This window comes from Rhizobium laguerreae (assembly GCF_019778565.1).
Taxonomy (GTDB): domain Bacteria; phylum Pseudomonadota; class Alphaproteobacteria; order Rhizobiales; family Rhizobiaceae; genus Rhizobium; species Rhizobium laguerreae.
Map to the genome: position 1 here is coordinate 337,480 of NZ_JAAXQT010000003.1, position 13,082 is coordinate 350,561.

General features: G+C 63.2%; 11 protein-coding genes. 4 read left to right on the top strand and 7 right to left on the bottom strand.

All coding sequences use genetic code 11. The annotated features are described in order from the left end of the window. Window positions 1–46: 46 nt before the first annotated feature. Window positions 47–952 (bottom strand): DMT family transporter, encoded by a 906-nt coding sequence (locus HFO71_RS12225; protein WP_221988139.1) that lies wholly within the window; start codon window positions 950–952, stop codon window positions 47–49. A 97-nt stretch (window positions 953–1,049) separates the two neighbouring features. Here HFO71_RS12225 and HFO71_RS12230 point away from each other — a divergent pair, with 97 nt between their 5' ends. Continuing rightward, entirely contained in the window at window positions 1,050–1,571 is a 522-nt protein-coding gene (locus HFO71_RS12230; RefSeq protein ID WP_170268426.1) for an Lrp/AsnC family transcriptional regulator, read from the top strand. 23 nt (window positions 1,572–1,594) lie between these two features. Here HFO71_RS12230 and mgtE read toward each other — a convergent pair whose 3' ends face one another. Beyond that, on the bottom strand, window positions 1,595–2,968 hold the full coding sequence (gene mgtE / locus HFO71_RS12235) for a magnesium transporter (protein ID WP_077976083.1): 1,374 nt from the start codon (window positions 2,966–2,968) through the stop codon (window positions 1,595–1,597). 328 nt (window positions 2,969–3,296) lie between these two features. Continuing rightward, a complete protein-coding gene (locus HFO71_RS12240) occupies window positions 3,297–4,310 on the bottom strand; it encodes a zinc-binding alcohol dehydrogenase family protein (RefSeq protein ID WP_077976084.1) in 1,014 nt (337 codons plus the stop codon). A 102-nt stretch (window positions 4,311–4,412) separates the two neighbouring features. On the opposite strand from HFO71_RS12240, the gene HFO71_RS12245 reads away from it, so the two are divergent. Beyond that, window positions 4,413–4,817: a winged helix-turn-helix transcriptional regulator gene (locus HFO71_RS12245; protein WP_072638956.1), complete on the top strand. Its 405-nt coding sequence runs from the start codon at window positions 4,413–4,415 to the stop codon at window positions 4,815–4,817. Here HFO71_RS12245 and HFO71_RS12250 read toward each other — a convergent pair. Beyond that, window positions 4,776–6,002: an MFS transporter gene (locus HFO71_RS12250; RefSeq protein ID WP_221988141.1), complete on the bottom strand. Its 1,227-nt coding sequence runs from the start codon at window positions 6,000–6,002 to the stop codon at window positions 4,776–4,778. The genes HFO71_RS12245 and HFO71_RS12250 overlap by 42 nt on opposite strands. Window positions 6,003–6,303: 301 nt before the next feature. On the opposite strand from HFO71_RS12250, the gene HFO71_RS12255 reads away from it, so the two are divergent. Continuing rightward, window positions 6,304–7,248 (top strand): diacylglycerol/lipid kinase family protein, encoded by a 945-nt coding sequence (locus HFO71_RS12255; RefSeq protein ID WP_077976086.1) that lies wholly within the window; start codon window positions 6,304–6,306, stop codon window positions 7,246–7,248. Window positions 7,249–7,282: 34 nt separating this feature from the next. Here HFO71_RS12255 and HFO71_RS12260 read toward each other — a convergent pair whose 3' ends face one another. Then, window positions 7,283–8,635: a glutamine synthetase family protein gene (locus HFO71_RS12260; protein ID WP_077976087.1), complete on the bottom strand. Its 1,353-nt coding sequence runs from the start codon at window positions 8,633–8,635 to the stop codon at window positions 7,283–7,285. A gap of 82 nt (window positions 8,636–8,717) precedes the next feature. Between HFO71_RS12260 and HFO71_RS12265 the strand changes: the two genes are divergently transcribed. Further along, window positions 8,718–10,085 carry an aspartate aminotransferase family protein gene (locus HFO71_RS12265; protein WP_077976088.1) on the top strand — a complete coding sequence of 456 codons (1,368 nt, stop codon included), beginning with the start codon at window positions 8,718–8,720 and terminating at the stop codon, window positions 10,083–10,085. Between the two features lie 6 nt (window positions 10,086–10,091). On the opposite strand, the gene HFO71_RS12270 is transcribed toward HFO71_RS12265, so the two are convergent. After that, window positions 10,092–11,579, bottom strand: coding sequence for an ArnT family glycosyltransferase (locus tag HFO71_RS12270; RefSeq protein ID WP_077976089.1), 1,488 nt, complete (start codon window positions 11,577–11,579; stop codon window positions 10,092–10,094). A gap of 1 nt (window position 11,580) precedes the next feature. Then, window positions 11,581–13,080, bottom strand: coding sequence for an ArnT family glycosyltransferase (locus HFO71_RS12275; RefSeq protein WP_077976090.1), 1,500 nt, complete (start codon window positions 13,078–13,080; stop codon window positions 11,581–11,583). Window positions 13,081–13,082 lie beyond the last annotated feature (2 nt).

Below are 13,082 nucleotides of genomic sequence, written 5' to 3' on the forward strand. Positions count from 1 at the left end.
AGCGATGGCTGCAGGCGGCTTTTCCATCTGCTGTTGGTGTTGGATTTCAGCGGCGTGGCGTGGCGATACCTGTCGAAAGCGCCACGCCGATGCCGGTGATCACGGCGGCGCTGATTTCCGTCATGCCGATCGCTTCGCCAAGCAGCAAGCCGCCGCCAAGCGTCGCCAGCACCGGCGTCAGCGCCGTAAAGGCGGCAGCCTGTGTTCCGCCGAGTGTTCTGACGGCGGTGCCGTAGGCGACCATAGCGACGAGGCCGGAAAGAACGCCCTGGCTCAGCACCTGCAGGCCGATCTCCGGGAGAGTAGCCTCTGGCAGCGAGATGCCGAAGACGAGGGCAAGCCCGCCCATGATCAGGAAAGACCAGACGGCGATCAGGGCGCTTGCCTGCACGGCCGTCAGACCGGAGCGGCGGAAGGCATGCGTATAGCTTGCCCAGAGAACGGCGCCAGCCGGCAGCAGCACGAAGCTTGTCCATGGCAGCGAGGCGTCTGCAAGGCTGCGCGTGAGCAGGATCAGCACGCCGGCAACGATTGCGATAAGCCCTGCGATGCGGGTGCCGTCAGGTCTTTCGCGAAACAGCACAATGCCGATCAGCGCCGTGGCGAGCGGCATCGAGCCACCAAGCAGAATCCCCGAAGAGGCGGCCGGCGTCGAATGGATTGCCAGCGTCGTCAGCAGGAAGAAGACGGCGCCGGAACCGGACGCCATGATCGCCAGCAGGTGAAGCGGCAGGGCCTTCGGCAGCAGCCCCGTCTTCAGCCAGACAGGCGAAAGCACCAGCGCCGGAACTCCGAAGCGGATCAGCCCAATATCGATCGAGTCGAGCGGCGTTGCGGCGCTGTGGCGGGTGACGAGAAACCATGTTGCCCAGATCAGCACGGTAATGGTGCCGCCAGCATAACCCAGTAGCTGCGACGGCGACTTGTCGTTTGTAAATGCAATGGTGGTCATCGTCTCAATCCTTTCTTCCGTCCGGAGTTTGTCCGGTTGAAGAAAAGATTAGCGCCAGAGGCCGAGGCATGTCCTTGCTATCTATGGCTCTTAAATGATGCTATGCGCAATCTTCTGCCAATTAGTGCCAACTGGGATCGCAGAAATGCCAAATCTCGATAAATTCGATATCGCCATCCTGAAGTGCCTGCAGGAGGATGCGCGCGCCACCAATGTCGAAATCGCCGAGAAGGTGAACCTTTCGCCGTCGCCCTGCCTGCGCCGCATCCGCAATCTCGAACGGTCCGGCATCATTCGCGGCTACAGGGCGGATATCGACCGCAAGGAGGTTGGTCTCGGCCTCACCGTCTTCGTCGAATTCAAGGTCGTCCATCACAGCCGCGAGAATTCCGAGGCGCAGCAGAAGGCGCTGCTCGCCATCCCCGAGATCGTCTCCTGCTTCCTGATTTCGGGTACGGCCGATTTCCTCGCCGAGGTGGTGGTGGAAGATCTTGCCGCCTACGAACAGCTTCTGACCGAAACGCTGTTGACCTTGCCGAATGTCAGCGACATCCGCTCGAACTTCGCCATCCGCAGCATCAAGACGCACGGGCCGTTGAAGCTGCCCGAGGGAAAATAATTCCCCTCGGGCTTGTTTGCGGGTTAGAGCAGCGTCCCGCTGAGGATGAGCAGCGCCACCGAGAAGTAGATGACGAGCCCGGTGACGTCGACCAGCGTGGCGACGAAAGGAGCTGACGCGCTGGCCGGATCGAGCCTGAGCTTCTGCAGCACGAAGGGCAGCATCGAGCCGCAGATCGAGCCGAAGGTGACGATCCCGATCAGGGCGGCAAACACCGTGACGGCGACCATCTGCCAGTGCGGGCCGTAATCGTAGAGCCCGGCCGACTGCCAGAAGACGATGCGGATGAAGCCGACCAGGCCGAGGATCGCGCCGAGCACGATGCCCGTTGGCAGTTCGCGCAAAAGCACCTTCCACCAGTCCGAGAGCTTCAGCTCGCCGAGCGCCAGCGCCCGGATGATCAGCGACGTCGCCTGCGAACCCGAGTTGCCGCCCGAGCTCATGATCAGCGGGATGAACAGCGTCAGCACCACGGCCTTTTCCAGCTCGCCTTCGAAATGCTGCATGGCGCTTGCCGTCAGCATCTCGCCGAGGAAGAGCGCAGCGAGCCAGCCGGCGCGCTTGCGGATCATGCCGGCAAAGCTGATCTTCATGTAGGGCTGGCCGAGCGCCTCCATGCCGCCGAACCTCTGGGCCGCTTCCGTCGTGTCTGAGATCATCGTGTCGATCACGTCGTCGACGGTGACGATGCCGAGCATCTGCCCATGTTCGTCGGTGACGGGCAGGGCGAGCAGGTCGTGCTTGCGGATCAGCCGCGCGACATCCTCCTGCTTCATCAGCGGACCGGCCGAAACCGGCACGCCCTTCTGTGCCACCGAGAGGATCGAAGCCTCCGGCTCGCCGGTGATGAGGCGACGCAGCGTCACCACATGCAGCAGCGTATGGCTGACCTCGTCGAGCACATAGATGGCGTAGACGGTCTCGCGCGAGCGTTCGACCTGGCGCACATGGTCGAGTGTGCGGGCGACGGTCCAGCTGTCAAGCACGCTGACGAACTCCGTCGTCATGATGCCGCCGGCCGTGCGCGGCGGATATCCCATCAGGTGCTGGATCGCGATGCGCACCGGTTCGTCGAGGCTGGAGAACAGCCGGGCGCGGGTCTCGCCGTCGAGTTCGAGCAGCACGTCGGCGACGCGGTCGTTCGACATGCCGTGCAGCAGCCGTGCGGCATCCTCGGCACTGATCAGCGCAAGGATCTGTGCGGAGTTGCGAAGCTCCGGCCGGTCGAGAATGTTGACCGCATAGTCCAGCGGCATGCCGCATAGAACACGTCCGGCGTCCTGGACGCTCAGCGCGTTCAATGATTCGACGCGTTCGGCGATTGTTGCGCCGCGGCTGTTGTTGATGAAGGCACGGGCGGCATGGCCTGCCCGAAGAGGGAAGCGATTGATATTCATTTGAGGCTCGCCTTTCCGTCGATCCGCCGTAGCGTCCGATCGGGCGAGCCGACAGGAGTCGGTCAGCGCACGAGGGCAGCGTACGGCAAAGGCAATCGACTGCTACTGTCGCTTGGCATCGTTATGATGGCTCCGTTGAAATCCGTGGCTGACGAGTGTCATCCACATGGATGCTAGGTGGTCCCGGACGCGAAAAAAGTCAAGCGGGGTAAATGCTTAACGCCAGAATGCCGCACCCCCGCGATGCGGCATTCCAGGCAGGTATGGCCGGCGGTATGGCATGTAGACCTCGGGGCTTCCAAAAACACCGGCGCTGCCGGCCGCGATCTCAGAATCCTGCAAGCACCGCCTTGCCCTTCATTCTGCCGCTTTCGACCATGGCATGAACCGTCTTGAGGTTTGCCGCATTGATCGGGCCGACGATCTCCGAAAGCGTGGTGCGGATCTTTCCGGCGTCGACGAGCTCGGAAATCCTGTTCAGCAGCTTGTGCTGCTCGATCATGTCAGGCGTGCCGTAGAGCGGGCGGGTGAACATCAGCTCCCAATGAACAGAGACGGCCTTGCGCTTGAAGGGCATGATGTCGAGCGTCTTCGGATCGTCGATCAAAACGAAGCGGCCCTGCGGCGCAATCGCTTCGACGATGTCGCCGATATGGCTGTCGGTATTGGTGGTCGAGAATATGAATCCCGGCGCGCCGATGCCGAGCGCTGCCACCTGCGGCGCGATCGGCCTGGAATGGTCGACGACATGATGCGCGCCGAGTTCCTTCACCCAGTCCTGCGTTTCCGGCCGCGAGGCCGTGGCGATCACCGTCAGATCGGTCAATACCCGGGCGATCTGAATGGCGATCGAGCCGACGCCGCCGGCGCCGCCGATGACCAGGATGGAGCGTCCCGCCCCCGAAACCGCGTCCTGCACCTTCAGCCGGTCGAACAGCGCTTCGTAGGCAGTGATCGAGGTCAGCGGCAGGGCCGCCGCGGCAGCGAAATCGAGGCTCCTCGGTTTGGTGCCGACGATGCGTTCGTCGACGAGGTGGAATTCGGCATTGCTGCCCGGGCGGCTGATGACTCCGGAGTAAAACACCTCGTCGCCGGGCCTGAACAGGGTGACATCAGCGCCGACGGCCTTGACGATGCCGGCGGCATCCCAGCCGAGCACCTTGAGTTCGTCTGCGGGCGGTGCGGAATGGGCGCGCACCTTCACGTCGACGGGATTGACCGAAACGGCTTTGATTTCGACGAGCAGATCGTGGCCCCCAGCCTCCGGCATCGGCAGTTCGACATCGATCAGCGAGGTTTCGGCGGAGATCGGTTGGGGCGTTTTATAGGCGACGGCGCGCATGGGAAACTCCTGTGTTCGTTGCACGGAAGCTAGATGCGCACTATGGTCTGACAACGCAAGAATGCACAAATTCTGTACGTAGTACCCAAAAGGATACTGTAAATGTCATTGCCGCGCGCCAAGCTCGTCCAGAATTTCCCCGGCTGCCCGGTCGAAGCGACGCTGACTTACCTTGACGGGAAATGGAAGGGCGTGATCCTCTTTCATCTGATGGAGGGAACCCTGCGCTTCAACGAATTGCGGCGTAAGCTGCCGGCCGTGACCCAGCGCATGCTGACCAAGCAGCTGCGTGAACTGGAAGAGTCCGGCCTGGTATCACGCACCGTCTATCCGGTCGTGCCGCCGAGGGTCGAATATGCGATGACGCCCCTCGGCATGACGCTGAAGCCTGTCATCCAGGCGTTGGCCGCCTGGGGTGACGATTATGTCTTCTGCAGCCCGGAAGGCCGCGAACTGCGCCTGGCCTCAGATGGCCTGCGCGCTCCGGTCGCGGCGCTCGAGGCGTAGCGAGGCTGCAAAGACGAACAGGCCGAGGAAGGATAGTGCTGCGCCGACATAACCGGTCGCTGCAAAACCGTAACCCCCGGCGATGACGAGGCCGCCGAGCCAGGCGCCGATCGCATTGGCGATGTTGAAGGCGGAATGGTTGGACGCGGCCGCAAGCGTCTGCGCGTCGGCGGCGACATCCATCAGCCGCGTCTGCAGCGCCGGGCCGGCGGCAAAGCCGCAGCCCACGAGGAAGACGGAAAGCCCGAGCAAATAGGGATTGGCGGCGGTCAGCGAGAAGGTGGTCAGCACGACGAAATTATAGACGAGCGACCCGCCGATCGTGCCGAGCAGCGATTTGTCGGCGAGCCACGAGCCGATGAAATTGCCCGCGTTCATGCCGACACCGAAGAGGACCAGCATGATCGGAACGGCCGTTTCCGGCAGCATCGCCACCTCAGTCGTCGTGGAGGCGATATAGCTGAACATCGCGAACATGCCGCCGTAACCGACGGCGGCGATGCCGAGCGTCAGCCACACCTGCGGCCGGCGGAAGGCGCCGAGTTCGCGCAGGAAACCCGCTTCCGCAGAAACCCTGTCCTTCGGAACGTAGAACCAGATCAGCACCACGGTCAGCAGGCCGAGCACGCCGACCGAGAAAAACGCCACCTGCCAGTCGAGCGACTGGCCGAAGAAGGTCGTCAACGGCGTGCCGAGAAGTGTCGCAACGGTCAGGCCGAGCATGACGCGGCCAACGGCGCGGGCGCGGCGATGCGCCGGCACCATCGAGGCGGCGACAAGGGCCGCGACGCCGAAATAGGCGCCATGCGGCAGGCCGCTGACGAAGCGCAGCAGCGTGAAACTTTCGAAGGTCGGCGCCATGGCGCTCGATATATTGCCGGCGGCAAAGATCAGCATCAGGGTCAAAAGCAGCGTGCGGCGCGCCATCTTTGCGGCGAGCACGGCAATGACCGGTGCGCCTACGACGACGCCGAGCGCATAGGCGCTGATGACGTAACCGGCCTGCGGCGTCGTGACCGAGAAGGTCTCGGCGACATTGGGCAGCAATCCCATGATTGCGAATTCGCCGGTGCCGATGCCGAAGCCGCCGCAGGCGAGCGCCAACTGGACCAGCGCCACGGTCATTGCCGACGGCAGCTCTTCATCCTGGCTATCAACTGAAATATTGGCGGCAATCTCACTCACGAGAGCTCCTCGAGGCGGTTTCTGCTTGGCAATGGCCCTGGCGCGCAGGCGCGGCCGCAAGCCGATCGGTGGAAATGGCGGGAGGTGGAGACGATGTCTCCGATAGAGCATCTATCCGTGAGGTCCGGGCTGCCGTCGAGTGCATTTTTTGCAGTGCAGCGTCCTGCTATGTGCATACGTCTATTGCAATTTTTGCATTTCTGCCCTTTGTCAGGAAAGAAGGTTGCGCTTGAAATCGGCGATACCGCAACCATCTCAGGGGCAAGGCAGGAGCATTTCCGCGCCAGGGACGGGAGCTCTTATGAAGCTTGTAGGCTTTTTCAATCGCGACGGCGGGACCTTCAAGACCACCGACATGCCGGCCTATGAAAAAAGGGCGGAAGCGGCTTTCCGCGAAGCGGGGCACGATTTCGACGCCATCGTCTTCTCAGGAAAGGAAATCGTTCCTGCCATGGAGCGGGCCGCCAAGCGCGACGATATCGACGGCATCGTCGCCGGCGGCGGCGACGGCACGATTTCGGCGGCGGCATCGATCGCCTGGAAGAACGGAATTGCGCTCGGCGTCGTGCCCGCCGGCACGATGAACCTCTTTGCCCGCTCGCTACGTGTGCCGCTCGATATCTGGCAGGCGCTCGATGTGCTTGCCTCCGGCGAGGTCGACAATGTCGATATCGCCAGCGCCAACGGCCGGCCCTTCATCCACCAGTTTTCCGCCGGCCTGCACGCCCGCATGGTGCGCTACCGCAACGCCTACAGCTATCGTTCCCGGCTGGGTAAGATACGGGCGAGCACGAAGGCGGCTTTGGGCGTCATCTTCAACCCGCCGGAATTCGAGGTCGAGTTCGAGGCGATCGGCATGCGCGAGCGCCGCAGGGTGTCGGCGATCTCAGTCTCCAACAATCCCTTCGGTGAGAACGCGCTGCTCTACGCCGATAATTTGAGAAGCGGCGAACTCGGCTTCTACACGGCAAATCCGCTGAAACCCCTCGGTGTCGCCCGTCTCGCCATCGACATGCTGCGCGGCAAGGTCCGCGAGAATGCCGATGTCATGGTGATGCACCCGGCCGAAGTGCACCTGCATTTCCCGAAACTGCGCTCCAAGGCCAATTGCGTCATGGACGGCGAGCTGCTGCCGCTCGAACGCGACGTCTCGATCCGGCTGCATCCAGGCGAATTGAAGGTTCTCGTCAAGCAGGGTCTCGCCGCTCAGGTGAATGCGGACGAACGCCGCGAGCCCGCTGCGTAAGTCGGCCGGCTGCGTAAGTCGGCCGCCGCGTAATTCAGAGCCGCGGCAGATAAGTGCGGTAGTCGAAATCCGAGACGGTGCGCAGATGCGCAAGCGCTTCCTTGCGCTTGGTGTCGCCATAGAGCGTCTGATAACGCGCGCCGAAGATATCGGTGATGAAGGGCGAGGTGCGGAAGGTCTCGACGGCGCTGAGGAAATCATGCGTCAGTCGCGCCGTATTCGCAGGTATGTACGAGGGCGTCGTCTCTTCGCCGGGGTCGAGTTCGCCGTCGAGACCGGCGAGCATGCCGCCGAGGATCGCTGCCAGCAGCAGATAGGGATTGGCGTCGGCGCCGGCGACTCGGTGTTCGATGCGTGCGGCCGGGCCATCCTTGTCGGGGATGCGGATCGCCGTGCCGCGATGGCCGCTGCCCCAGGTCAGATCCACAGGCGCAAACGAGCCCGGCTGGAAGCGGCGGTAGGAATTGGCGAAGGGAGCGAAGATCAGCTGCGCCGCGCGCATGGTATCGAGCAGGCCTGATATCACCGATTTGAGCAGCTTCGGTTCGCCGCCCTTGGCATCGAGGATGTTGCGGCCTTGCCCGTCGATGATGCTCGCATGCACATGCAGACCGGAGCCGGCATGTTCGGAATAGGGCTTGGCCATGCAGGTCGATTTCAGCCCGTGACGGCGCGCCGCCTGTTCGGCGATGCGCTTCAGATAGAGGCAATCGTCGGCGGCAGCCAGCGCGTCCGCGCGGTGCAGCAGGTTGACCTCGAACTGGCCCGGACCGAATTCTGCCGTCGTCGCATCCGCCGGCAGGTCCTGCGCCTTCGCATAGGCCCTCAGCGTCTGCAAATAGCCATCGAGCGCGTCGACGGCGCTCATGTCGTAGAGCTGGAAACCGTTCGGTTCGCCGCGATAGGTGAGGCTTTCCGGCGGGGAAGGGCGCCCGGTCTCGCGCCAGTCTCCCGACATCACGTAGAATTCCAGCTCGGTGGCGACGACGGGCGTCAGCCCGCGCGCCGCATAGCGCTCCAGCACCGAAGCGAGGATGGCGCGCGGATCCATGAAGCTCGGGCTGCCGTTGAATTCGTGCATGGTGGCGAGCACCTGCATCGAGCCCTCGGGCGCCCAGGGCATCGGCGCCAGGCTGCGCCGGTCGGGGATGACCTTGCCGTCGGGATCGCCGATCGTTAGCGACAGGCCGGTGATATCGTCATTGTCGTCGCCCCAGATGTCGAGCGATTGCGTCGAGGTCGGAAGGCGGATGTCACCGGCCCAGACCTTGTCTTCGGCGCCGGGCGGAAGCTGCTTGCCACGCAGGTCGCCGTTCATGCCGACGATCAGGATTTCGAAACGCGGGTCGCCGCACTCGGCCTTACCGTCCACCCTGTCGCTCGCCATGACCTTGAAAATCCTCCGGGACAAGGCGAAGCTCCTATCCCATCGACATCAGCCTTTCAATCCGCGAGGGTCTTTACCAATCATGCCCGATACTTACCCGCCCTCGAATCTTGCCGCGATCGACGCCGCGCACCACCTGCACCCCTTCGCCGACATGAAGAAGCTGAATGCCGAGGGCGCGCGCATCATCCAGCGCGGCGAGGGCGTCTACATCTTCGACAATCACGGCAGGAAATATCTCGATGGCTTCGCCGGCCTCTGGTGCGTCAATATTGGCTATGGCCGCCGGGAGATCGCCGATGCCGCTACCAGGCAGATGAATGAACTGCCCTATTACAACACCTTCTTCGGCACGACCTCGACGCCGGCGACGCTGTTGGCGCAGAAGGTCACATCCCATGCCGGCGAGCGTTTCAACCATATCTTCTTTACCGGCTCCGGCTCGGAGGCGAACGACACCTGGTTCCGCATGGCCCGGGTCTACTGGAGCGCCGTCGGCAACCCGTCCAAGAAGGTCGTCATATCGAGGAGGAACGGCTATCACGGTTCGACCGTCGCCGGCGCCAGCCTCGGCGGCATGAAATACATGCATGAGCAGGGCGACCTGCCGATTCCGGGCATCGTCCATATCGGCCAGCCCTATTGGTACTGCGAGGGCGGCGATCTCACGCCTGATGAATTCGGTCTCAAGGTTGCCCGCGAACTCGAAGCGAAGATCGACGAACTCGGCGAGGAGAATGTCGCCGCCTTCGTCGCCGAGCCGGTGCAGGGCGCAGCCGGCGTCATCATCCCGCCCGAGACCTACTGGCCGGAGATCGGCCGCATCTGCAAGGCGCGCAATATCCTGCTGGTGACCGACGAGGTAATCTGCGGTTTCGGCCGGCTGGGCGCCTGGTTCGGCCACCAGTATTTCGGCGTCGAACCCGATCTGGCGCCGATCGCCAAGGGACTTTCCTCCGGCTACCTGCCGATCGGCGGCGTGCTCGTCAGCGATCGCATCGCCGATGTGCTGATCAACGATGTCGGCGACTTCAACCACGGCTTCACCTATTCCGGCCACCCGGTCTGCGCTGCCGCCGCCCTCGAAAACCTGCGCATCATCGAAGAGGAAAGACTGGTCGAACGCGTGCGCGATGATATCGGCCCCTATTTCGGCAGGGCCTGGGCAGCGCTGGCAGAGCATGATCTCGCCGGCGAAGCCGTCAGCATCGGCCTGATGGGCGGCCTGCAGCTTACCGCCGAGAAGAGCACGCGCACCCGTTATGCCAAGCCCGATCAAGTCGGTGCGCTGGTGCGCAATCACGCGCTGGCGAACGGTCTGGTGCTGCGCGCCACCGGCGACCGCATGCTCGCCTCGCCGCCTCTCGTAATCAGCCACGCCGAGGTGGACGAGATGGCGAGGATTACAAGGCTGGCGCTGGATTTGGCCTGGAAGGAGCTGAAATCCTGATTGTGCTCAGCCTGGCTGGTTGACCCAGGCATAGCCGAAACGATAGGTGTCGTCGCCGCGCGCATAGAAATAGGGCACGTTGATCACCGACGTCTCGGGTGCGGACACGCCGAGATTGGTCTGCAGCCATTGAGCCATGGCCGGCGGAAGCCCTTCGTTACCCCCTTTTTGCGGGAGGAGCCACACCAGGAGAAGCGGTCGGCGGCCCGTAAGATCCGGGTTGAAGCCGGGATAGTCCACGGAGAGGATCGGCACACCGGGAATATCCTGCCTGAGATTGCCGGCAAGCAGGCTGTCGCCGGCAAGTATCGCGGCCGGTTCGGCCTGTTTGCGCAAGGTTTCCAGCATGCCGGCATAAGGCCTGTTCAGCCGCTCGTAATGACCGGTAAAGCGCGCCGTCGCAACGCTCCCGTAGAGGACCGCCGGCACGCCGATCATGATGACGGTGAGGATGGGTATAAAACGCCGGAACGCTCTGTCTGTCGTGACGCCTGCGGCCTCGATCTTCAGGCAGAAATAGAGCGGCAGGATGAAGAGCATCGGCACGAGCCAGCGATCCTTGATGCCGGCAGCACCGCCGAAGACGATCAGAAGCAGAATACCGGCCAAGAAGACGAGCATCATCCGCTCGAGAAGCCGCGTCCATTCCGAGCCGGAGCCGAGCGCCGGGCGAAGGCTCTTGCCGAAGACGATCGCGAACACAGCAACGGTCAATGCGGCAAAGCTGATGGTGGCGACAGCGAGCGAGCTGACGCCCATGGCGACCTGGGTGAGATAGCTCGCATCGCCGCTCGCGGTCATCTTCTCCAGCGTGCGTGCGGTGGCGAAATCGAGATTGTCCTTCAGCCAGAAGAGATGCGGCAGGGTGATGACGAGCGCCACCGCCGCCGTCAGCACCAGCCGCCAATCGAAGATCCGCGGCCGCAGGCGCGCATCCGAAAGCGCGGCAATCAGGGCTGCCGCCGGCAGGATCGCGAAATTATATTTGGCAAGCAGGCCGAAACCGATGCCGATGCCTGATATCAGGTAGGAGGCAAGGCTCGGCTGCTTCAGGCTGCGGATGAAGCCGTAGAAGAAGATGCTGGCCGAGAAGAACACCGCGACCGTGTGCGTCAGGTCGCGCTGCATTTCGAAAGCCATTTGCGGGATCGTCAGCAGCCCGAGCGTGGCGATCGCCACCAGCGCCTTGTCGCGCAGCACGAGTCGCGCCGTCAGGCCGTAGAGCACGTAGGAGCTGAACAGCAGTAGGTTCTTCACCACCGAAAGGGCGGTCAGCGAGACGCCGGCAAACTGGAAGACGGTGTATTGCAGCCAGTTGTAGAACGGCGGCTGCGGGCCGTAGCCGGCGGCAAGCCATTGCGAGCGGAAAGCCTGTTCGGCCTCGTCGAGATCGAGTGAATGCGAGGTTGCGAGCCGCACGCCGACCTGGAGCACGAAATAGGCTGCCAGCAGAACGAAGATCCAACTGATGTCGCGACGGCTGCTCTCGGTCATTCTATCTGGTCTCCGGCCGAACCCAGGCGTAGCCGAGCGCGAAATTGTCGCCCTGGCGGCCGAAATAATAAGGAAGCGACAGCGAGCCGATCTCTTGCAGCGCGATACCCGCCGCCGTCAGCGCCGAGGAAAAACGCTCCGCCATGACCGCATCGGCAGCCGTCGCGGTCTTCTTGCCGCGCCAGACGATCAGCACCGGCCCCTTGGCCTCGGCATAGGCCGGAATGCCCGGTGTCGGAAAATCCGGGATCACCACCGGCACATCGGGAAACTGCAGCCGCATGTTTCCGCCGATATAGGTGTCGGAAGCGATCACCAGCGCCGGTTCCGCCTGTCGCGTCATCTCGCGCGAAAAACCCGCCATCGGCACATTCGGCCGGCTGTAAGTGCCGATCAGCCCGGCGCCGACGACACGAAAGCCGAGGGCGATCAGCACGCAGGCCATCAGCACCGGCAGCACCGGCCGGAAGCGGCGCAGCCCGGCGGAAAGGTCGAGCCCGGCGGCCTGCATTTTCGCCAGGAAATAGATCGGCAGCACCAGCAGGAAGGGGTCGAGCCAGCGCTCGCGCACCGTGGTGGAGCCGGTCAACAGCACGATCAAAGCGATGCCGGCGAGGCTTGCGAGCATCATCCGCTCCATCATCCCAGTCCAGCGGTTGCCCGCCGAAAGTGCCCGGACGAAATTCCGGCGGAAGGTGGCAGCGAAGATCACCACCGGCAGCGCCGCAAAGGCGATGATGGCGACGAAAAAGGCGAGAAGGCCTTTGCCGATCCGCACGGCGCCGGCGGGTTCGCTGCCGGCGGCCATCTTGACCAGAGTGTCGGAGGAGGCGAATGCGAGATTACCTTGCAGCCAGATCGCGTGCGGCAGGACGATGAGGAGCGCAACAGTGATCGCCGCCAGCATGCGCCAGTCGAGCGCCCTGCGCCGCCATTCGGCATCGGGTAGGATGGCGATCAAGGCGACGACAGGCATCAGCGCGAAATTATATTTCGAGATCAGCCCGATGCCGGTCGCCAGCCCGAGCAGCAGGTAGCTCGCCATATCGGGCTGGTCGAGTGTGCGGAAGAGCCCGTAGAGAAACAGCGAACTGGCAAAGAGCAGCGCCGTCGTGTGGGTCAGATCCTGTTGGGCCATATAGGAGACCTGGGGGAGGGTGATCAGCGCCAGCATGCCGACGGCGGCAAGCGCCTCGTCCTTCAGCGCGCGCCGCCCGGCCAGGCCATAGAAGAGATAGGACAGGAACAGCAGGATGTTCTTCGGAACGATCAGCGCGCCGATCGACATGCCCGTCACCGAAACGACGGCATATTGCATCCAGTTGTAGAAGGGCGGCTGCGGGCCGTAGCCCGCCAGCAGATATTGCGAGAAGAAGGATTGCTCGGCCTCGTCGAGCTCCAGCGAATGCGGGAGCCCGATGCGCAGCACGATGTTGAGCACGAAATAGGCTGCAAGCAGCAGGCCCGCGGTTTTGATCGTCCTCGTCGCGCGCTCCAGCATCG

What these genes read in the sequence shown, in the direction of transcription:
- HFO71_RS12225 (WP_221988139.1), bottom strand. Translation starts at nt 952, where the DNA reads ATGACCACCATTGCATTTACAAACGACAAGTCGCCGTCGCAGCTACTG.
- HFO71_RS12230 (WP_170268426.1), top strand. Translation starts at nt 1,050, where the DNA reads ATGCTATGCGCAATCTTCTGCCAATTAGTGCCAACTGGGATCGCAGAA.
- mgtE (WP_077976083.1), bottom strand. Translation starts at nt 2,968, where the DNA reads ATGAATATCAATCGCTTCCCTCTTCGGGCAGGCCATGCCGCCCGTGCC.
- HFO71_RS12240 (WP_077976084.1), bottom strand. Translation starts at nt 4,310, where the DNA reads ATGCGCGCCGTCGCCTATAAAACGCCCCAACCGATCTCCGCCGAAACC.
- HFO71_RS12245 (WP_072638956.1), top strand. Translation starts at nt 4,413, where the DNA reads ATGTCATTGCCGCGCGCCAAGCTCGTCCAGAATTTCCCCGGCTGCCCG.
- HFO71_RS12255 (WP_077976086.1), top strand. Translation starts at nt 6,304, where the DNA reads ATGAAGCTTGTAGGCTTTTTCAATCGCGACGGCGGGACCTTCAAGACC.
- HFO71_RS12260 (WP_077976087.1), bottom strand. Translation starts at nt 8,635, where the DNA reads ATGGCGAGCGACAGGGTGGACGGTAAGGCCGAGTGCGGCGACCCGCGT.
- HFO71_RS12265 (WP_077976088.1), top strand. Translation starts at nt 8,718, where the DNA reads ATGCCCGATACTTACCCGCCCTCGAATCTTGCCGCGATCGACGCCGCG.
- HFO71_RS12270 (WP_077976089.1), bottom strand. Translation starts at nt 11,579, where the DNA reads ATGACCGAGAGCAGCCGTCGCGACATCAGTTGGATCTTCGTTCTGCTG.
- HFO71_RS12275 (WP_077976090.1), bottom strand. Translation starts at nt 13,080, where the DNA reads ATGCTGGAGCGCGCGACGAGGACGATCAAAACCGCGGGCCTGCTGCTT.